Below are 19,104 nucleotides of genomic sequence, written 5' to 3'. Positions count from 1 at the left end.
ATCTCTTCCTTTTCGGCGCGGGTCGCGTCACGGGGCTGGGGCGGCACTTCCGGCGCAGGCGGGGGAGCGGCAGGGGCTTCTTCCCTGCCCTTTACCGTGGCGGCCTTGGCCCCCTTGCTTTGGGACATTTTGATATGCTCCCTATAAGACAGACAGCGAAACAATAAAAACGAGAACGAGGGGAGCAGGCATGGGAAAACGAATTGAGATGGACTTGGAGGAAAAGGAATATCTGATCCAAGAGTGTCTGGCAGGTCGGATGCGGATGCGGGAAGCGGCGCGCAGAGCCGGGGTAGGTCATTCCACAATGCACAACTGGATCAGTCGTTATCGAGCGGAAGGAGCTTCGGCACTATCTGAAAACGGAAATGCGCAGAAGCAGACATACAGTGAGGCACTTCGGCAAAAGGTGGTAGAGGAATATCTGTCGGGCCAGGGCAGCTCCATGGCCATCGCGGAAAAATACAAGCTCCGTTCCGGAAACCTTGTGTTGGACTGGGCAAAGGAGTATCATCGTCATAGAGAACAACCGAAAGAAACAGGAGGAGTATCTATGGCGAAGCGGAACCATACGATGGAGGAGCGCGTCCAGGCAGTCAGGGAATATCTGGAGGAGGGGAAAGATTTTTCTGAGCTTTCGGAAAAATATAGGACGACCGCCCAGGTGGTACGCAGTTGGGTGAAGCGGTATCAGGAGATGGGCGTGGCAGGTCTGGAGGACCGGCGTGGGAAACGGCTTGTGTCTCAGACGCCCCGGACAGCCGAGGAGGCACTGCGAATCGAAAAGAGCAGATTGGAACGTGAGAACTATCTGCTGAGGATGGAGCTGGATTTGTTAAAAAAAGTGCAGGAGCTGGAGAGGGGGGATCGCTGAGGCAGTTCCGTCAGGAGCGGCAGTATGAAGCGGTGCGTTGGGCTGCGGAGGAACAAGGGTATCCCGTGGCGGAAGTGTGCCGTGCGCTGCATATCTCCCGGGCCGGCTACTACCAGTGGCGCTCCGGGAAAGCGGGTTCCCGTACTGTGGAAAACCGGCATTTGGCCGGGCTGGTAAAGCAAATCCACGACGAGAGCCCGGACAAGGGCTATCGGCGGATCCGGGATGACCTGGCACGGTATTATGCCATGCCTGTGAACGACAAGCGGGCCCTTCGCATTTGCCGCAGCTTGGGCATTCAGTCTACCATAAAATATGCCCGGCGTGGATGTACCCGGTCGGCCTCAGACCCGCAGTATCTGGCTGAAAACGTGCTGAACCGTCAGTTTTGCGCAGAAAAGCCCAATGAAAAGTGGCTGACTGATGTGACAGAGTTCAAATATTATGTGGGGCCAACGGTCCATAAACTTTACCTCAGCGCCATATTGGACTTGTGCGACAGGCGGATCGTCTCCTTTGTCCTCCGGGACGCCAATGACAGCGCGCTGGTCTATGAGACGCTGGATCAGGCCCTCGCGGCCAACCCGGACGCTCATCCCCTGTTCCACAGTGACAGGGGGTTCCAGTACACCACCCGGGTGTTCCATGACAAGCTGGCTGCGGCTGGGATGACCCAGAGTATGTCGCGGGTAGGCAAGTGTATTGACAATGAACCCATGGAGGGCTTCTGGGGTATCCTGAAGCGGGAGCGTTACTATGGCAGGCGGTTCACCAGCCGGGAACAGCTGTGCGGTATGATCCGGGAGTATATTGCTTACTACAATTTCTCTCGCCTCCAGCGGCGGCTGGGGGTTCATACGCCCATGGAGGTCTACACCCAATGCAGGGCTGCCTGACAAAATTGCGCATTTTATTTCACTGTCTACTTGACGGGGGGCAGTTCACCGTGTCCAGACGTGGAGCAAGGTTGAAAGGCAGCACTTCCAGGTGCTGCCTTTCTGCGTTTCCCCACTACCCAGCGGGAAACTTGTACGCATAGGAACCCCCGTTTTACATAGGAGGGCAGATTATGGCACACACGAGGACCAGCTATCACAAGGAAGTGAAAACGGCCTCTTTCCAGGGCCGGACGATTACCGTTGAAAACCTGACCCCTATTCTCGCCCCCAAGGTGCGGGACAAGCGCAAGCGGGAGATCGAGACGGGGCTTTATTCCGTGTTCCGCAAGTACGCTCCGGGCCGCGCGGAAATGCGCTGACCGGGTGACATCCTTGTGATTTGGGGCTATCTTTGGTATAATATACTTGTAAAGGTTGACAGCTCCATTCCGATACGGAAAGGAGCCGACAATGGAAAATCGCATTGACGCTATCTACGCGAGACAGTCTGTGGACCGTAAAGACAGTATCAGCATTGAAAGCCAGATCGAGTTCTGCAAGTACGAGCTGCGGGGAGGGAATTTCAAGGACTACAAAGATAAAGGATTTTCCGGTAAGAACACGGACCGCCCCCGCTTCCAGGAGCTTATGGCCGACATCAAGCGGGGCCTGATCCGCCGGGTGGTGGTCTACAAGCTGGACCGTATCAGCCGTTCTATCCTGGACTTCGCAACCATGATGGAGCTGTTCCAGCAATACAATGTGGAGTTCGTTTCCTCTACGGAAAAGTTTGATACCTCCACCCCCATGGGCCGGGCCATGCTGAACAGCTGCATTGTGTTTGCCCAGCTTGAACGGGAAACGATCCAGAAGCGGGTAACGGACGCCTACTATTCCCGTTGCCAGCGTGGTTTCCACATGAGCGGCGCGGCTCCCTACGGCTTCAAGCTGGAGCCCACCACCATCCAGGGCATACGCACGAAAATGATGATCCCGGACCCCGACACGGCGAATATCGCCCGGTTGATGTTTGAAATGTACGCCGAGCCGTCCACGTCATTCGGAGATATTGCCCGGTACTTCGCCCAGGAAGGGCATACTGGTGTATGACAAGGAGCTGCGCCGGGGCTTCATTTCTCAAATGCTCCGCAACCCCATTTACGCCCAGGCTGACCTGGAGCTGTACGAGTTCTTCAAGGGGCAGGGGGCCGTGGTGGTGAACGAGGCGGCGGACTTCGCCGGGACCAACGGCTGCTATCTCTACCAGGGCCGGGACGTGCAGGAACGAAAAAACAAGGACTTGAAAAATCAAATCCTTGTGCTGGCCCCCAGCGAGGGCATTGTTCCCGCTGATACCTGGCTGCGGTGCAGGAAAAAGCTGATGGCGAATATCACGTTCCAGGGCGGGCGCAAGCCGAAAAATACATGGCTGGCCGGAAAGATGAAATGCGGCCACTGTGGGCGGGCGCTGAAAAGCCTGGGCAACCGGGCCGGAACCCACTACCTTTATTGCACCAAGCGGGCGGACAATATGAGCTGCGAGGGCTGCGGGACGCTTCGGACGGCGGAGTTTGAGCAGTTTGTCTATGAGGCTATGGTGCATAAGCTGTCCGAGTTACTTTAACGGTTTTAAAACAGGCTCTAAAATGCTCCAAAAATATTTTGCGTACATCAGGAAAATTGCTCGTTTTTAAGGAAAGGCTAAAAATCAAAATGACAACTCCGATTACAAATAAAATTGTGGATATAATATTCAAAAATGCCTCCTCCTATCTAACGAAGAAGTGATATGTTCTCTGCTCTTGCTTGCACCCTGTTTGTCAACGTTAATGATAAGTTGTTGTGAATACTTCCTTATCACCGTAAAACTAGGTTTTTGTTTGTTTTTCGGTATTTTTCAAGGTTGCGTTTTTTTCGCAGTTTTGCTTTGCTTGACGCACCACACTTCCAGACGAGACAGCTACTCATCGCTGGGATCGGGAAAAATCACATTGGTGATGATTCCATAGCTTTTCAGGCCCTAGAGAGCGGAAAAACTTTAAAGGTTGAGAAAGACGCTGCAAGTGGCTGTAATCAAAACCACCACAATGATAGCTGCAGTGGCAATCAGACGGTTGGATGCCCGGTTTGACCGGTAGGCCCGCTGGCTGATCGCCTGAATGGCCTCTTCTGTGCCGGTCTTCTTTTTCCTGTACTTCATTCTTTGATCCTCCCGTCCTCAATGCGGATCACCCAGTCGGCCAGCCGGGCAATGGCGTTGTTGTAGGTAATCATCACAATGGTTTGATGGAATTTGACACTGGTGGTTTTCAGCAGAGAAAGCACATCTTCGCTGGTCCTGCTGTCCAGGTTCCCAGTAGGTTTATCGGCCAATATGATCTCCGGCTTGGTGAGCGGAGCCCGCGCGATAGAAACCCGCTGCTGGCCCCCTGAGAGATTGCTGGGCAGGTTCTGGAGCTTATCTTGCAGTCCCAAAGTAGAGACGATTTCCTCCATCAGGCTTTGATCCACTTTTCTTCCGTCCAACTGTACAAGCAGGACGATGTTCTCATAGGCGTTCAAAATTGAGATCAGATTATAATTCTGGAAGATAAATCCGATGTGACGGCGGCGGAACACCGCCATCTGTTATTCGTTCTTTTCTGAGAACAGCTTTCCGTTAATGATGATCTCCCCGGAGATGGGGGTATCCAGGCTGCCCATCATGTGAAGCAGGGTGGACTTGCCGGAGCCGGAGGCGCCGATAATGGCCACAAATTCTCCCGGATTTATAGAGAGATCCACACCATCCAAAGCCTTGGTGATATGTTCTCCTTGCTGGTAGTATTTTTTCAGCTGGATCGTTTGCAGAATCGGTGTAGCTGCCATAATAAAAACCGACTCTCTTTTATCGCCGTTTTGTGTGCTTGTTTTCAGGAAACCTGGTACTTTGCGAAAATTCCTCGGGCAAGAACGCTCCCCCCGGCCAGCAGCGCCACCCCTGCGGGAATTGCCCAAAGAGCATACAGCGCCCCGCCGCCCATCTGCTCCACCGACATGAGGGAAACGAACTGGGCATGATAGGTGGGGAAAAGCACCACCAGCCGGAACAGGGGGCTGACCTCCGAAACGGGGAGCAGCACCGGCAGGCCGTAGAGGAGGGCGGAGGCCGCTAGGGCTACCATGGGGCTCTTGCAGGCGGCGGAAAAAACCAGGGTGATGCCCACCACCCCCAGCGCCCCGGTAAAGGCCAGCAAAGCCTGATAGGCCAGCATCGTCCCGCAGGTGATGTTGAAAGGGATTCCTCCCTCGATGTAGGTGAGCTGGGCGAACAGAATGCTGCAATCCAGCCCTTCGGTACCGTAAAAGGTGAAGGCCATGGCGAGGTTCAGGGCCAGCACCGCTACCGTGGTGAGCAGAGCGGCCAGGACACAGGCGACTGCCTTGGCCCCGGCGCATTTGGTCCTGCCATACCGGGTGGAGAGAAGGATCTGGTCCACCCCGCCGTACTCCCCGCAGAAGACCGGGGCGGTCATCACCATGAGAAAGAGGGAGAATAAGATCAGAATTTTCACCAGATTCCGGCTGGTGCTCAGCCACCCGTCTACATAGCCGATGGTGACTTCTCCCTCCCCGAACACATCGGCCACGGTGCTGCCGTTCCAGCCGCCATACCGGTCGGCAAAGCGGGTGGAGACGGCGGACTGGGTGGCGTTGTGGTAGATATACAGGGCGTTTATCTCATTTTCCCCGGTCTTGGGGACCAGGTCGGCCAGCATCCGCTGGACCTTCTCGTCGGTGAGGGTCCCGGCGTACCTTTCGGCCACCGCCTTGTCGATGGACACCGCCTCTTTGCCGGTGCCCTCCCGGCCCGCACCGTCAAAGGCATACTTGTTCTGGTAGGTGGAAAAGCCGAGAATGGCCGAAAGGAGCAGCACTAGGGCAAAGGCCCCCTGGGTCAGCCGCCGGGAAAAGATTTTTTTCAGTTCAAAGCCGATGAGTTTTTTCATCCTTCATTCCCCCCAAAGTAGTACAAAAACAGGTCCTCCAGATTGGGCTGAACCCGCGCTGCTCCTGCCACCGGAGGGCGCTCCCCGATGACCCGGAGAACGGTGGTGCCGTTTTCCTCGTTGCGAAGATTGCTGACATTCCAGGAGGCGGCGTACCGCTCCGCCTGACCGGTGGGGACGCCGCACTCCCAGACAAAGCCGTCAATCTCGGCGGTGATGTCCTGGGGCTTCCCGAACTGGATGATCTGGCCAGCCTTCATCAGGATGATCTCCTCGGCGATGAACTCCACATCCGAAACGATGTGGGTGGAGAGGATGACCACCCGATCCTTGGAGAAGGCGCTGATAAGGTTCCGAAAGCGCACCCGCTCCTTGGGGTCCAACCCCGCCGTGGGCTCGTCCAGAATGAGTATCTTGGGGTCATTGAGCATGGCCTGGGCGACGCCCAGCCGCTGCTTCATCCCGCCGGAAAAGGTCTTCACCTTCCGCCTGCTCTCCCCGGCAAGGCCCACCGCCTCCAGCAGCTCCCCTGCCCGTTTCTTGGCGGTCCGGTCTGGCAGTCCCTTTGCCGCCGCCATGTAGCGAAGAAAGTCCAGGGCGGTGAAGTCGGGGTAGTAGCCGAAGTGCTGAGGAAGGTATCCCAGCAGGCTTCGGTACTCCTCCCCCATCTCCCGGACCGGTTCGCCATCCAGCAGGATCTTGCCGGAGGTGGGCTCCTGCACGGTGCAGAAAAGCCGCATCAGGGTGGTCTTTCCGGCGCCGTTCTGGCCCAGCAGGCCATACACCCCGCTGGTGAGGGTGACGCCCAGGTGATCCACCGCTGTTTTCGGGCCGTATCGTTTGGTCAGCCCGACCGTCTTTAGTTCCATAGAAAACTCCTTTCCGGGGAAGAAAATACTCCCCATGGTTTCATGGAGAGTATAAATCAGAATTTTCTATTTTCTATCTGATTTCGGAGTCAGTCCCGAAAAAAGCGGTAACTTTTGCTCCCGCCGGGCCATTCTCCACCTTCAGCCAGCCGCCGTGGTGGCGGCAAAGGGTGGTGCAGATGTAAAGGCCCAGGCCGAAGTGGCTCCCCTTCTCCCCGGTGAAGTAGGGGTCGGCAGCCTTTTCCAGAGTCTCCGGGGCAAATCCGGGGCCGTCGTCCGCCACCGTGAGGAGCAGCCCGCCGTCGGTCTCCGCCAGGGAGAGGGCCACGGCGCTCCCGGCGTACCGGGCGGCGTTGGCAACAAGGTTGCCAAACACCTGGGCGACAAAGGCCCCGTCCAGGGCAAGCCGGGGGGAAGCAGTCCGGTTCTCCATGGAAAAACCCTTCCCTGCCTGGGTACAGACCATCTTACCGCTTTCCGCCAAGGAGGCCGCCAGGGGGGACAGGGGTGTTGACCGGAGTTCGGGTCGGGTGTCCTCCAGGCGGTGGAGCTGGCTCATGGTGGAGACATACTGCTCCAGCCGGTCGATATGCCGCCCCATGGCGACGGCGGTGGCCCGGGTCGGTTCCTCCCCGCTGGCTTGGAGCATCTCGTTGTAGCCCTTGAGGACGGTGAGGGGGGTCCGAAGGTCGTGGGCAAAGGCGGCGTTGAGACGCTTGCGCTCCTCCATCTGCCGCCACATCTCCGAGAAGTTCCGGGCCAGGGCGGCCCGCATCGTCTCGAAGGAGGCGGAGAGCTGCCCCAGTTCATCCCTGCTGTGGACGGTGACGGTAAAATCCAGGTCGTTCTGGGAGATCTTTTCCGAGGCCAGCCGCAGCTCTGCCAGGGGCCGTTTCAGCTTGTTCCGGTAGAAAAGCAGCGCCGCCCCCAGGATGCAGAGGGCGGACCACACCGGCGTTGTCACCGTGGGCAGGGCCCGGAGGATGTCCACTGTCCGCTGGTCCTCCGGGGACAGGGGGAAGGGATCGGTGCCGATATAGGTCCCCTCCCCCAGCTGTTCCCCGCGCTCGTTGGTGAGGTAGTATTTTTCCATGTTGTCCGGGTAGGCGGCACGGATCTTCTTTACGCCCAGGTCGCACAGGTTGGCAGTCATCTCGCAGAGGGCCAGGGCCAGCAGAACAGCGACGGTGATGTACACCACCAGGGCTTTTCTCAGGGGGAGATCCCACCAGCGGCGCCTTATCTGCTCCATCGGTAGCCGCACCCCCAAACCGTTTCCAGATAGGCCCTGTCCGAGTGGACGGCCAGCTTGGCCCGGACCCTGCGGATATGCTCCGCCACCACCCCGCTGCTTCCCTCGCTGTCGTAGCCCCAGATTTTTTCGTAGATACGCTCCTTGTCAAAGACCTGGCCGGGATTCTGGGACAAAAGTTCCACGATGTCAAACTCCTTTTTGGTGAGGGGGATTTCCTCCTTGCCGAAGAAGAGCCGCCGTTCTAAAAAATCGACGGACAATTCCCCGGAAAACTTGATCCGGGCCTGGGACTGATGCCGGACCTCCCGCCGCAAATGAGCCTGGACCCGGGCTTCCAGTTCCATTAAGGAAAAGGGCTTTAAAATATAGTCGTCCCCTCCGGCGGAAAAGCCCCGCACCTTGTCGGCGTCCTCGATCCGGGCAGTGAGGAACAGAATTGGGCAGGCCAAGCGGTCCCGGATAGCCTGGCAGACGGCAAGGCCGTCCATCTCCGGCATGGCCACATCCAGCAGGATGAGGTCCGGGGACTGCTCCGCCCGCCGCAGGGCCTCCCGACCGCTTTGGGCGGTGAGCACCTCGTAGCCCTTTCCGGTGAAAAAACTGGACAGCATGGCGACGATGTCCGGCTCGTCGTCCACGATGAGTAGTTTGGTTCCTATGGGGTACACCTCCTTTGGGGCAGCATATCAGGTAAATTCCTACTTTTTATCAACTTTCCTGTGCTGTCTCCCCAATAGAATACCCCTTTTCACCTCGGAGTTCAATCTACGGCATAACGCTTTTGGACCATCGGGGGGAGTTCCTCATAGGACACCTCGGCCCACTCCAAAACGCCCCGGACGGGCATGACAGTGAGGCGGAGGAAAGCACCCTCCCGCAGTTCCTTGGAGGTTCCGAAGGTGATCTCCTTTTCGCCGCCATTTTCATCGTAGGACAATAGAGTATAGGAGTATGGCAGGCCACCCTTGAAATCAACAACGCCTCCCCGACTGTGAACCTCCTCCATCCGGCTGTTGTCGATTTGGGTGTAATAGCCGGCACTGCCCGTCCTCGACAGGAACCAGATGCCAAAGAATACCAAACCGACCAGAAGGACAGCGGCGGTCCCAATACCAATGAACACTTTTTTCTTCATATTGTAATTCACTCCTTACCAACCTTTTTTCGTGATGACCTGTTTCGATTTTTTTGCCGCTTTTGTTGGCGTGCCTTGTTTGGTGGTCACGACAAGGACAGCACAAACCAGCAGGGTAGCCAAAAGACTGAACACACAAAGCAGTGGATTCCAATGCACCGCCGGGTCATAGCTGCGGTATCCAACCAGCCCCATGCTTGCGGTCACGGGATACAAATTGGCCAGGGTCATGTTCCCCGCTGCGAACATCCCGCCGTAGCCATAGACAAAGGCGACCACCGCTCCAATCAGGTGCCCGTTGGGAAGCCGGGCGGCGATGGCGATGATAGGCAAAACCGCAAGATAGAGAAACAGGCAGTTGGGGATGATCTGCGCCGCTGCCTGGAGGATGGCCGGCAGCGTCCCGCCGGGGAAGCCCAGCAGAAAGGATGCGGCCACAGTGAACATGGTGCTGGCGAGCCCCAGAAACAGCGAGAGCAGCATGCCGGTGGCTAGCTTGCCCAGCAGCAGAACGGGAAAGGACACCGGGATGGTCAGGATGTTTTTCAGCGTGTTATCGGTCTCCTCCCGGCTGATGATGTACCCGGTGATGAGGGCGATACACATGGGGAAAATGGTGGTGATATTTTCCTTCATCACCTGCTCCGCAAAAAAGGGAAAGGTCCAGACGGTGCCGTCCAGGGCGGTGGTGGAAAATACAGTGAGCAGGACGGCAAGGAGCATCAGAAAAACCCCTGCCCAGATCATGTGATACCGTTTCAGTTTCCAAAGCTCGGTTTTCATCAGTGCCACCATCCTACTCTCCCCCTCTCTTTTTGTACAGCAGGTCAATGAGCAGAACAGACAGGACCGACATCACGGCCAAGATCAAAACCGTCTGCATGGTTGTGGGGATCAGATACTGCAATCTGCCCACGCTCTCCCGGGCTCCGTGCCGGATCATATCCCCAGCGCACCAAAGATTTGTGAGGGGAATGGGCATCAGCCAGCAGAGAAACTTGGGCATGACCTCGTAACAGCCCTCGGCGGTCAGGCTCAGCACACTGTAAAAGATGCAGAGCAGGGTGGAGAAGATATAGGTTCTGCTGAAAAAGACCACCAGCACTACCAGGGGCAGGGTCCCCGCCGTGATGAACACCCCCAGCTTCACTGCCAGCCACAGCTTATAGCCGAGCCCGCCCACCTCGGCGATGAGGCTTCCGCAGAGGATGGCGACCGTGGCCGAGGACAGGCAGAAGATCAGCCCGAACAGAAACAAAACCGTGATCTTGGCAAAGATCATCTGGGTACCGGTCACCGGGATGGTCCGCAGGTTTTTGAAGGTGTCGTTGTCCCGCTCCATAAAAAAGAGCATGGCGGCGATGATGGCGATGACGCAGGGCAAGAGCAGCTCCACTGCGTAACCAAGGACAAACTGGTAAAAATCGTCAAACAGCTGGGCTTTGGTGTCGTACCGGGCCACCATGCTGGGGGTCAGCATCATCACTGCCAGAGGGGGAGGAAACAGAAAGGCGGAGAGGATGACAAAGGAGATGAATTTTTTTCGCTTTAATTTCGCCAGTTCACAGCCGATCAGTTTAAGCAATCCCTTCACCCCCTGTCACCCGCTTAAAGTAGTCCTCCAGGCTTTCCTCCACCGTCACCGCCTCCGAAACCCCCAGGCCGGCCCGCACAAAGGCGGAGACGAGTTTGCTTACTGGAACCTTGGTGGAATTGACCCGTAGGCTGTGGCGGTCCTCCAGGATGAACCGGTCCGCGGGGAAAACGCCCCTCAAAATTTCTGCTGCCCGCTCCCCGTCGGAGACGGTGAAGTGAAGGTACTTGTCGCTCTTGGCTTCCAGCTCTCCAAGGCTCTCCTCCTCCAGCAGCACGCCGTGGTCAATGATACCGATGTCGTCCGCCAGCAGGGCTACCTCGGAAAGGATGTGACTGGAAATGAGGATGGTCTTGCCCCGCTCGTCGCACAGCCCCCGGATGAAGGAGCGCACCTCCGCAATACCGATGGGGTCCAGGCCGTTGATGGGCTCGTCCAAGATCAGCAGCTCCGGGTCGTGCATCACCGCCAGGGCGATGGCCAGCCGCTGCTTCATCCCCAGGGAATATTGGGAGAACAGCTTTTTGTCCCGATAGGGCAGGCCCACCAGCTCCAGTGCGTTTTTGATGGTGCCGCGGCCGTCCACCCCCCGCAGGGTGGCGAAGATACGCAGGTTTTCTGTTCCGGTGAGGTTGGGATAAAAGCCGGGGGATTCGATGAGGCTGCCGATGTGGGGCAGTAGCTCCTTTTCGTTACCCCCAAGAGGCTTTCCCCAGATGGACACCTCCCCGGATGTAGGTGTGGCCAGTCCCAGCAGCAGCTTCATAGTGGTGGTTTTCCCGGCGCCGTTTCTGCCCAGCAGGCCGTAGATACGGCCCGGCCGGACATGAAGATCCAGCCCGTCCACGCTTTTTTGGGTTCCATATTGTTTGGTGAGCCGTTCTGTTTCGATGACATATCTGCTCATGGCAGCTACCTCCTTTTTACGCTGCCAGTTTACCACGCCATCCTTGCGTTTTCTTTGAGAGAACCTTGAGAATACCTTGAGATTACGCCTGCGGGCTATACATTTTTTCTTCCCCGGACTATAATAAAAATTGGGGTAGGAGGTGGTCCTGTGCTGGATAAAGAAATTCTTATCGTTGACGATGAAAAAGACTTGCGGGACATGATCTGTTCTATCTTTTCTCATGCAGGTTATACCCAGCTGGTCACGGCGGCCTCCGGGGAAGAAGCCCTGGCGCTGCTCTCGAAAAAAATGCCGGGTATCATCATTATGGATGTGATGATGCCCGGCCTGGACGGTTTTGCGCTGCTTCAGGAGGTTCGCGCTGTCAGCAGCGTCCCGGTGCTGATGCTCACCGCAAAGGGGGAGGCGGAGGACCGCTTTGCTGGTTTTGAACTGGGGGCGGACGACTACCTGGTGAAGCCCTTTCTTCCCAAGGAGCTGCTGCTGCGGGTCCGGGCGATCCTGAAACGGGTCTATTCTCAGGAGAACAATATCGTCACATTGGAAGCCTCCTATGTGGATCTGGACCGGGCGGAGGCTGTCAAAGGGGAGCAGCGGCTCCCGCTGACTGCAAAGGAATACGCCATCTTTCAAAAGCTGGCGGAGAATCCGGGGCGCATCGTTACCATCGGGGTCCTTTGCCAGATGGCCTGCGGCGACATTTGGCAGGGATACGAAAACACCCTCATGACCCACATCCGGCATCTACGGGAGAAGATTGAAGAGAACCCGTCAAAGCCCGTCTCCCTTCTTACGGTAAAGGGGCTGGGGTACAAGCTGATGGTGAAGGAGCCGGAGAAATGAAAACGGTAAAGCGCTTTTTTCGGAAATATTTTTTGACCATGGTGGGGATTATCCTCCTGTTCCTGCTGCTCAACGCGCTGTTGTACATTTCGATGCTGGTATGGGCCTGGAAAGCATCCAACGGCCCAGAAATCTCCATCCATGAGGTGTGGGACAGTGTCACCGTGGACGAAACAGGCGGCCTGACCGCGGCGGTCGGGCTGGAGGAGGGGCTAAAGGAAAACGACTCCTGGGCCATGCTTCTGGATGACACTGGGGCGGTGGTCTGGGAGGAGCGCCTGCCGGAAGAACTGCCCCGGCGCTACACCCCCACCGATGTGGCCAAATTCAGCCGATGGTATTTAAGGGACTATCCCGTTTTTGTATTGGAGCATCCGGCGGGGCTTCTGGTAGTCGGCACAGCGAAAAACAGCTTTGTCAAATACTGCTCCACCTACAAGGAGCCCTATATCCGGATCATTTTTGCCGGCCTTGCCGTTGCCGTCGTGGTCAATCTGATTGCGGTGGTCCTGCTGATCTGGTGGAATATGGGGCGGGTGGAAAAAGCGGTCGCCCCTATCTTGCAGGGCATCGAGACGGTGGCCTCCGGCCAGCCGGTGAGCCTCCCGGAAAAGGGGGAGCTGTCGGAGATCAACCGGCAGCTGAACAAGGCAGGGGTCTTTATCGCCAAAAAGGACAGTGCCAGGGCCGATTGGATCAGCGGCGTCTCCCACGATGTGCGAACCCCCCTCTCGGTGATCTTGGGCTTTGCCGGGCAACTGGAGGAGGACGGGAACCTTCCGGCCTCTGTCCGGGAACAGGCCGCCGGCATCCGAAAGCAGGGGGAACGGCTGCGGAGCCTCATCTCCGACCTGAACCTTGCCTCCCGGCTGGAGTATTCCATGCAGCCCCTTCGGATGGAGAAGGTCTATCCGGTGGAGCTGGCCCGGCAGGCCGTCTGTGAATTTCTCGATGGCGGACTGGAGGAGCGGTATGAGATCGGATTTTACGCTGGCCCCAAAAGCGAATCGGCCGCCCTCCAGGGGGATGAAGCCCTGCTGAAACGAGCCTTGTGCAATCTCATCCAGAACAGCATCGCCCACAATCCCCAAGGCTGCCGGATCGATGTTTCGGTTACAGGGGAGGCAACGGATACGATCATCGCCGTTGCAGATGATGGTGTGGGGGTACCGGCGGAAAAGCTGAAGGAGTTGGATGCAGACAGCCGCCCTATGGAAAGCACAGACGAAAAACTGAACCTGCGCCACGGATTGGGCATCCTGCTGGTTCGGCAGATCGCAGAGGCCCACAAGGGGACGATGACGATGGAAAGCGAGCCGGGGAAGGGCTTCAAAACGGTGCTGGTGTTTCCACCATGAAGTGCTCTGATTTTTTCAAAAGCAGATAAAACGTTGAACATTATCCCTTATAATACCAGCGTAAAAATACGGCAGGGATTTCCCCTGTTTTTTGAGGAGGAGGCAAAAACGATGTACAACCATCCGATTTTAGACGCCAGCGGGAAGGCAAAAAAGATTTAGAACCTGTATTCATAATCAGGGGATGCCGGATGGGCGAGGGATTTTGCTGTCCTGCAAGGCGAAAAAACGCAGACAATACTTTGTGTATTGCAAGGTTTTTCAGCGCGGCAGTCCGGCAAAAGACCCGCTCAGACGGTGTCGAATGGTTGTGAATACGGGTTCTTAGATCGTATTGAGCAGAAATTTCATGTAAAAATCCCCGCAGAGGTGCGGGAACACTATTTGGCCTATAATGGCGGTTACCCGGAAAAGCCCGTTTTCGCAGGCGGGGACGGCGAAGAATACTCCGTGGACTGGTTTATTCCTGTATGGGATGGGAAGGAGCGGCCCATGGAAAAAACGCTGGGATTTTTGAGAGCGGATGACGGTGTCATCCCGGACTGGCTGCTCCCCTTTGCCGAGGAAGGCGGGGGAAACCTCTGTGGCCGACTACATGGACAGGCATAGGGATAAATGTTGGGGGTTACGCTCTGCCCAAAGTACAAAAGCGGAACACGGCGGTTGTTCTTGTGCTGCTGTGTTCCGCCTTTTTACGGACCTTGATAGGGCGATAGGAAATTTGCGTAAAATACGCTTGAAAGGAAGGGAGCGCCATGAGTAAATTATTCCTGTTGGAAGATGACCTGAGCCTGATCAGCGGGCTTTCCTTTGCCTTGCAAAAGGCTGGCTATAACCTGGACATCGCACGCACGCTCCAGGAAGCCGAGAGTCTGTGGCAAGAGGAAAAGTATGATCTGCTTGTTTTGGATGTTTCCCTCCCGGACGGTTCGGGCTTTGCATTTTGCGAAAAAGTCCGGCGGACATCACAGGTCCCGATTATTTTCCTCACCGCCTCGGATGCGGAGACCAGCATCATCATGGGCTTGGACATAGGCGGCGATGATTACATCACAAAGCCCTTCAAGCTGGCGGTACTCATGTCAAGGATTCATGCGCTCCTTCGCAGGAGCCAGCATTTCCGGCAGACACCCGAAGAATTGTGTTCCAACGGAATCACCCTTCAGCTGCTGGAGGGCCGGGCTTATAAGGACGGCGGACCGATAGAGCTGACAGCGACGGAATATAAACTCCTGCGTTTTTTCATGGAGCATCCCGGCATTATCCTTTCCCCGGAGCAGATCATGGGGAGGCTCTGGGACTGTGATGGAGACTTTACGGACGGCAACACGCTGGCGGTCTATATCCGCCGCCTGCGTGCAAAGATAGAGGATGACCCAGCCAGACCGGCACGGGTCATCACCGTCCGCCGCATGGGATACAAATGGAATACGGGAGGAAGGACACAATGAATTTGCCGGTGGCTTTGCTCTGCTGCGTGTTGTGCGGTGCATTGACCGCCCTGTGGGTGGTTTGCCATCGCCTGGGGCAGCAGGAGCGGAAAATGGAGGAAGCTGCCCGCCAGATTGCAGAGTACATTCTGGACCGGCGAGAGGGCGGCATTGAATGTAATGAAGAAGGGGCCATGTACCGCCTGTTTCATGAGGTCAATTCTCTGGTGGCCATTGCGGATGCCCACACCGACAGTGAGCGGCAGGCCAAGGAATTTCTGCGGGACACCATTTCCGACATCTCCCACCAGCTTAAAACGCCCATCGCCGCGCTGAACATTTATAACGGCATCCTTCAGCAGGAGGCAGACAACGCCGATACGGTCCGAGAGTTTACAGGCCTCTCGGAGCAGGAGCTTGACCGGCTCGAATCGTTGGTGCAAAGCCTGTTGAAAATGGCCCGGCTGGATGCAGGGGCCATCACCCTGGAGCAGTTGCCAGAGAACCTCTCGGAGCTGCTGGAGCAGATCAAAGGACAATATTCCTTCCGGGCCGGGCAAGAGGGAAAAGAACTTGTTCTGGCGGGGGATGAGCAGAGCGTCCTCCTTTGTGACCGGGTATGGCTGACGGAGGCTATCGGGAACCTTGTCAAGAACGCCCTGGACCACACAACACAGGGGGACCGCATCCAAATTCGGTGGCAGCAATCCCCCTGCCTAACCCAGATCACCGTGGAGGACAACGGCAGCGGTATCCATTCAGAGGACCTATACCATATCTTCAAACGCTTTTACCGAAGCCGATTTTCCAAGGATACTCAGGGAGTGGGTCTCGGTCTGCCGCTGGCAAAGTCGATCATAGAGGCCCATCAGGGCAGCATGGAAGTCCATAGCGAACTGGGGCACGGAACGACATTCACCATCTGTTTTCCAATCATGACAAAATAGTCATCTGCGATTTATCGGACAGTAAGGTTTGCGTGGTATGCTGTCTACGCAGTCCAATGAAGGAAAGGAGCATTACACAGATGGACTTGTTACAAGTAGAACACATCTGCAAAACCTACGGCGGTGGCGAAGCAGCAGTACACGCCTTGAAGGATGTCAGCTTTTCTGTCCCCAGAGGGGAATTTGTTGCTGTCGTTGGGGAATCCGGCTCCGGCAAGAGCACATTGCTGAACATGATCGGCGCGCTGGATACCCCCACCTCTGGGAGGGTCTATATTGGGGGGGAGGATACCTTCGCTATGAAGGAAAAGGCCCTCACTGTCTTCCGGCGCCGGAATATCGGATTTATTTTTCAGGCGTTCCACCTGATCCCGGAGCTTTCCGTGGAACAGAACATGATTTTCCCCCTGCTACTGGATCGCCAGCGGCCTAACACGAGGTATCTGGAGGAGCTGCTGGCCGTCCTGGGGCTGGAGAAGCGCCGGAACCATCTGCCCAGCCAACTCTCCGGCGGCCAGCAGCAGCGGGTAGCCATCGGGCGAGCGCTGATCACCCGGCCCTCCCTGGTTCTGGCCGATGAACCTACAGGCAATCTGGATTCTCAAAACAGCAGCGAGGTCCTTGCTCTGCTGAAAAAGACCGCCAGGCAGTACGAGCAGACGGTTATTATGATCACCCACAATCCCGGCATCGCCCACACAGCGGACCGGGTGCTCCAGGTGTCTGACGGTGTACTAACCGACCTTGGGGGGTGCCGGGAATGAAAAGCTATCTCAGCCTGATCCCAATCTCTGCCAAGGTGCGCCGGAGGCAGAACCGCATGACCCTCCTTTGCATCATCTTCGCTGTGTTCCTGGTGTCGGCTATCTTCAGTATGGCTGATATGGCGGTTCGTATGGAGCAGAGCCGGCTTGCCAAAAAGCATGGTCAGGCGTTTACCCTTCAGGCAATCATGGACACTTCTATGGGGCAATCCCTTTTTTTGATTGCCGGGGCCCTGTTCCTCCTGATCCTGATCGCTGGGGTTCTGATGATCTCAGGCAGCATCAACAGCACTGTAGCCCAACGGACAAAGTTTTTTGGAATGATGCGCTGCATCGGCATGAGCCGCCAGCAGCTTGCACGGTTCGTGCGTTTGGAGGCTCTGAACTGGTGCAAAACAGCCATTCCTATCGGTATCATTCTGGGAACAGTCAGTTCCTGGACCCTGTGCGCTATTCTGCGGTTCGTGGTCCAGGAGGAGTTTACCGCTATTCCACTCTTTGGCGTCAGCGCCATCGGGGTCGTCAGTGGCGTTGTAATGGGGATCGTCACCGTACTGATCGCCGCTTGGATGCCGGCAAGACAGGCGGCTAAAGTGTCTCCTATTGCGGCGGTTTCGGGAAACACAGGGAGTACCGATCGGACGCAGCGGGCGGTCCGTACCGGTGCCCTTCCTATTGAGCTCTCCCTTGGAACCCATCATGCGGTATCGGCCAAAAAGAATCTTGTTCTGATGACAGGATCCTTTGCCTTGAGTATCATCCTGTTTCTGACTTTCTCTGTTCTGCTGGATTGGGTGGGCTATCTGCTGCCCCAGTCTGCCAGCGATGCCGACATCACGATCTACGGGGAGTCGGGGATGAACTGCGTATCCCCGAAAATAGCAAAGGCCATTCGGGCGATAGACGGGGTAGAGAATGTTTTTGGCCGCCGGAGCGTCTTTGAAGTCCCGGCAGAGCTGGGGCAGGAGGGCTTGCCCCAGACCGTTGACCTCATTTCCTTTGACGATTTCGACCTGAATGCACTGAAAAAGGACGATGTACTGAAAAAGGGCAGCGACCTCTCCAAAGTCTACGGGGACAACAGCTATGTGCTGGCAATCTGCGACCCGGACGCTCCGCTTCACAAGGGGGATATTATCTGGGTAAATGGCGAGGCGCTGAACGTGGCAGGGCTGTTGAAATACGACCTGTTTAGCGGGGACGGCTTCTCCCATGGCAAAGTTTCTGTTATTACCTCCGACGAGACCTTCCTCCGGCTGACCGGTATTGGTGATTATTCCCTTGTCATGGTGCAGGGTGATCTGACAGACGAGAGCGCGGCCGCGATAAGCGACCTGCTGGACGAGGGGCTTCTCTTCCGGGACCAGAGGGGACAGCGTACCTTTGGAACCTATATCGCCTTTGTGCTGTGCGTTTACAGCTTTTTGGCCATCATTGCCATGGTCACGGTGCTGAACATCATGAATAGCATCTCCATGAGCGTGTCCGCCAGGGGCAAGCAGTATGGGGCGATGCGGGCCGTGGGGATGGATGGCCGCCAGGTGACCCAAATGATCGCCGCCGAGGCCGTTACCTACGCCCTAGCCGGAGGGGTGATCGGATGCACCGGCGGTCTGGCTATCGGAAAGATACTGTTCAACATACTGATCCGAGACCACTTCGCTTATGCCGTATGGACGATACCGGTTTTCCGGCTGCTCATCGTTGTACTGTTTGTCGCCTCGGCAACCTTTGCCGCTATCCATGCCCCAGCCAAACGGATACGGGATATGGCTGTAACAGACACCATCAACGAACTATAAGCATGGGAAAAAAGATACAGAAAATTCTCCATGATAAATGAAATGGATAGAGCTGTTGCAGCTTCATCTATACCATTAGGAGGCACAGAAAAGCAGATGGAAACTATATACAGTATCGAAATCACGCTGACAACAAGATATCGTATACGGTAAACTAAAAGAGCAAATTGTTGTTAAGCTATCCCCTCACTTTGAGGGAGGTATCCAGGTAGGAGTTTTGTAATGCAACGCCAGTGGGGTCCTTTATACCCTGTACGACCTGGAGTATGTCCCCGGCGGTGGAAAAGAGGCGGTACAGCCACAGTCCCTGGCGGCACAGTAGCCGCCCAATACCGGAAACGATGAGGTCGAGGAAATCCGGGTTTCCGGAGATAAGCTGCCCTTTTAGGGCTTGTTTGAAAAATAAATATTGCACAAACCAAATAAAAGTGCGAAAATAGAGCCATGAAGCGATAT

At 56.2% G+C, this 19,104-nt stretch carries 20 protein-coding genes and 2 pseudogenes; 11 read left to right on the top strand and 11 right to left on the bottom strand.

Annotated elements, in window-relative coordinates:
* Positions 1 to 190 precede the first annotated feature (190 nt).
* From D5269_RS14065 to D5269_RS14050, 4 genes and pseudogenes are all read left to right on the top strand, one after another.
* Positions 191 to 874 (top strand): helix-turn-helix domain-containing protein, encoded by a 684-nt coding sequence (locus D5269_RS14065; RefSeq protein WP_120486416.1) that lies wholly within the window; start codon positions 191 to 193, stop codon positions 872 to 874.
* Complete coding sequence (locus D5269_RS14060; RefSeq protein ID WP_120486415.1) at positions 871 to 1,770, top strand: IS3 family transposase; 900 nt, start codon at positions 871 to 873, stop codon at positions 1,768 to 1,770. The genes D5269_RS14065 and D5269_RS14060 overlap by 4 nt, the downstream gene beginning before the upstream one ends.
* A gap of 173 nt (positions 1,771 to 1,943) precedes the next feature.
* Complete coding sequence (locus tag D5269_RS14055) at positions 1,944 to 2,132, top strand: hypothetical protein (protein ID WP_120486414.1); 189 nt, start codon at positions 1,944 to 1,946, stop codon at positions 2,130 to 2,132.
* A gap of 91 nt (positions 2,133 to 2,223) precedes the next feature.
* Positions 2,224 to 3,405, top strand: a pseudogene (locus D5269_RS14050) (recombinase family protein); the annotation flags it as partial.
* A 385-nt stretch (positions 3,406 to 3,790) separates the two neighbouring features.
* Here D5269_RS14050 and D5269_RS14045 read toward each other — a convergent pair.
* The 10 genes and pseudogenes from D5269_RS14045 to D5269_RS14000 form a co-directional block, all read right to left on the bottom strand.
* Positions 3,791 to 3,952 (bottom strand): hypothetical protein, encoded by a 162-nt coding sequence (locus D5269_RS14045; RefSeq protein ID WP_016315997.1) that lies wholly within the window; start codon positions 3,950 to 3,952, stop codon positions 3,791 to 3,793.
* Positions 3,949 to 4,620 (bottom strand): annotated as a pseudogene (locus tag D5269_RS14040) (ABC transporter ATP-binding protein). Before D5269_RS14040 ends, D5269_RS14045 begins: the two are co-directional and overlap by 4 nt.
* A gap of 44 nt (positions 4,621 to 4,664) precedes the next feature.
* Positions 4,665 to 5,741, bottom strand: coding sequence for an ABC transporter permease (locus D5269_RS14035; RefSeq protein ID WP_016316000.1), 1,077 nt, complete (start codon positions 5,739 to 5,741; stop codon positions 4,665 to 4,667).
* Positions 5,738 to 6,610, bottom strand: coding sequence for an ABC transporter ATP-binding protein (locus D5269_RS14030; protein ID WP_120486413.1), 873 nt, complete (start codon positions 6,608 to 6,610; stop codon positions 5,738 to 5,740). Before D5269_RS14030 ends, D5269_RS14035 begins: the two co-directional genes overlap by 4 nt.
* Before the next feature lie 73 nt (positions 6,611 to 6,683).
* The gene (locus D5269_RS14025; RefSeq protein WP_120486412.1) at positions 6,684 to 7,862 is read right to left on the bottom strand and encodes a HAMP domain-containing sensor histidine kinase; all 1,179 of its coding nucleotides are present in this window, start codon (positions 7,860 to 7,862) and stop codon (positions 6,684 to 6,686) included.
* A complete protein-coding gene (locus D5269_RS14020; RefSeq protein ID WP_031219704.1) occupies positions 7,850 to 8,524 on the bottom strand; it encodes a response regulator transcription factor in 675 nt (224 codons plus the stop codon). The genes D5269_RS14025 and D5269_RS14020 overlap by 13 nt, the downstream gene beginning before the upstream one ends.
* Before the next feature lie 101 nt (positions 8,525 to 8,625).
* The gene (locus D5269_RS14015; RefSeq protein WP_120486411.1) at positions 8,626 to 9,000 is read right to left on the bottom strand and encodes a YxeA family protein; all 375 of its coding nucleotides are present in this window, start codon (positions 8,998 to 9,000) and stop codon (positions 8,626 to 8,628) included.
* A gap of 15 nt (positions 9,001 to 9,015) precedes the next feature.
* Positions 9,016 to 9,795 (bottom strand): ABC transporter permease, encoded by a 780-nt coding sequence (locus D5269_RS14010; protein WP_120486410.1) that lies wholly within the window; start codon positions 9,793 to 9,795, stop codon positions 9,016 to 9,018.
* Position 9,796: 1 nt separating this feature from the next.
* On the bottom strand, positions 9,797 to 10,585 hold the full coding sequence (locus D5269_RS14005) for an ABC transporter permease (protein WP_120486409.1): 789 nt from the start codon (positions 10,583 to 10,585) through the stop codon (positions 9,797 to 9,799).
* Positions 10,578 to 11,501, bottom strand: coding sequence for an ATP-binding cassette domain-containing protein (locus tag D5269_RS14000; RefSeq protein WP_120486408.1), 924 nt, complete (start codon positions 11,499 to 11,501; stop codon positions 10,578 to 10,580). Before D5269_RS14000 ends, D5269_RS14005 begins: the two co-directional genes overlap by 8 nt.
* Positions 11,502 to 11,651: 150 nt before the next feature.
* Here D5269_RS14000 and D5269_RS13995 point away from each other — a divergent pair, with 150 nt between their 5' ends.
* From D5269_RS13995 to D5269_RS13965, 7 genes are all read left to right on the top strand, one after another.
* Positions 11,652 to 12,347 carry a response regulator transcription factor gene (locus D5269_RS13995; protein ID WP_016316008.1) on the top strand — a complete coding sequence of 232 codons (696 nt, stop codon included), beginning with the start codon at positions 11,652 to 11,654 and terminating at the stop codon, positions 12,345 to 12,347.
* Positions 12,344 to 13,705, top strand: a complete 1,362-nt coding sequence (locus tag D5269_RS13990) for a HAMP domain-containing sensor histidine kinase (protein WP_016316009.1) — start codon at positions 12,344 to 12,346, stop codon at positions 13,703 to 13,705. The genes D5269_RS13995 and D5269_RS13990 overlap by 4 nt, the downstream gene beginning before the upstream one ends.
* A 297-nt stretch (positions 13,706 to 14,002) precedes the next feature.
* Positions 14,003 to 14,314, top strand: coding sequence for an SMI1/KNR4 family protein (locus D5269_RS18915; protein ID WP_158605006.1), 312 nt, complete (start codon positions 14,003 to 14,005; stop codon positions 14,312 to 14,314).
* Positions 14,315 to 14,460: 146 nt separating this feature from the next.
* Positions 14,461 to 15,156 carry a response regulator transcription factor gene (locus D5269_RS13980; protein ID WP_120486406.1) on the top strand — a complete coding sequence of 232 codons (696 nt, stop codon included), beginning with the start codon at positions 14,461 to 14,463 and terminating at the stop codon, positions 15,154 to 15,156.
* Complete coding sequence (locus D5269_RS13975; protein WP_016316011.1) at positions 15,153 to 16,082, top strand: HAMP domain-containing sensor histidine kinase; 930 nt, start codon at positions 15,153 to 15,155, stop codon at positions 16,080 to 16,082. The genes D5269_RS13980 and D5269_RS13975 overlap by 4 nt, the downstream gene beginning before the upstream one ends.
* Positions 16,083 to 16,162: 80 nt before the next feature.
* Positions 16,163 to 16,846, top strand: coding sequence for an ABC transporter ATP-binding protein (locus D5269_RS13970; RefSeq protein ID WP_016316012.1), 684 nt, complete (start codon positions 16,163 to 16,165; stop codon positions 16,844 to 16,846).
* The gene (locus D5269_RS13965) at positions 16,843 to 18,648 is read left to right on the top strand and encodes an ABC transporter permease (RefSeq protein WP_120486405.1); all 1,806 of its coding nucleotides are present in this window, start codon (positions 16,843 to 16,845) and stop codon (positions 18,646 to 18,648) included. The genes D5269_RS13970 and D5269_RS13965 overlap by 4 nt, the downstream gene beginning before the upstream one ends.
* 178 nt (positions 18,649 to 18,826) lie before the next feature.
* Here the strand turns inward: D5269_RS13965 and D5269_RS18360 are convergent.
* The coding region (locus D5269_RS18360) for a hypothetical protein (protein ID WP_207670312.1) at positions 18,827 to 19,104 on the bottom strand (278 nt) is incomplete at its 5' end.

Origin of the sequence: Anaerotruncus sp. 1XD42-93, from assembly GCF_009917605.1 — a bacterium.
Taxonomy (GTDB): Bacteria; Bacillota; Clostridia; order Oscillospirales; family Ruminococcaceae; genus Anaerotruncus.
Note: the sequence above shows the minus strand (reverse complement) of the source record. Positions and strands in the feature narration are given on the sequence as shown.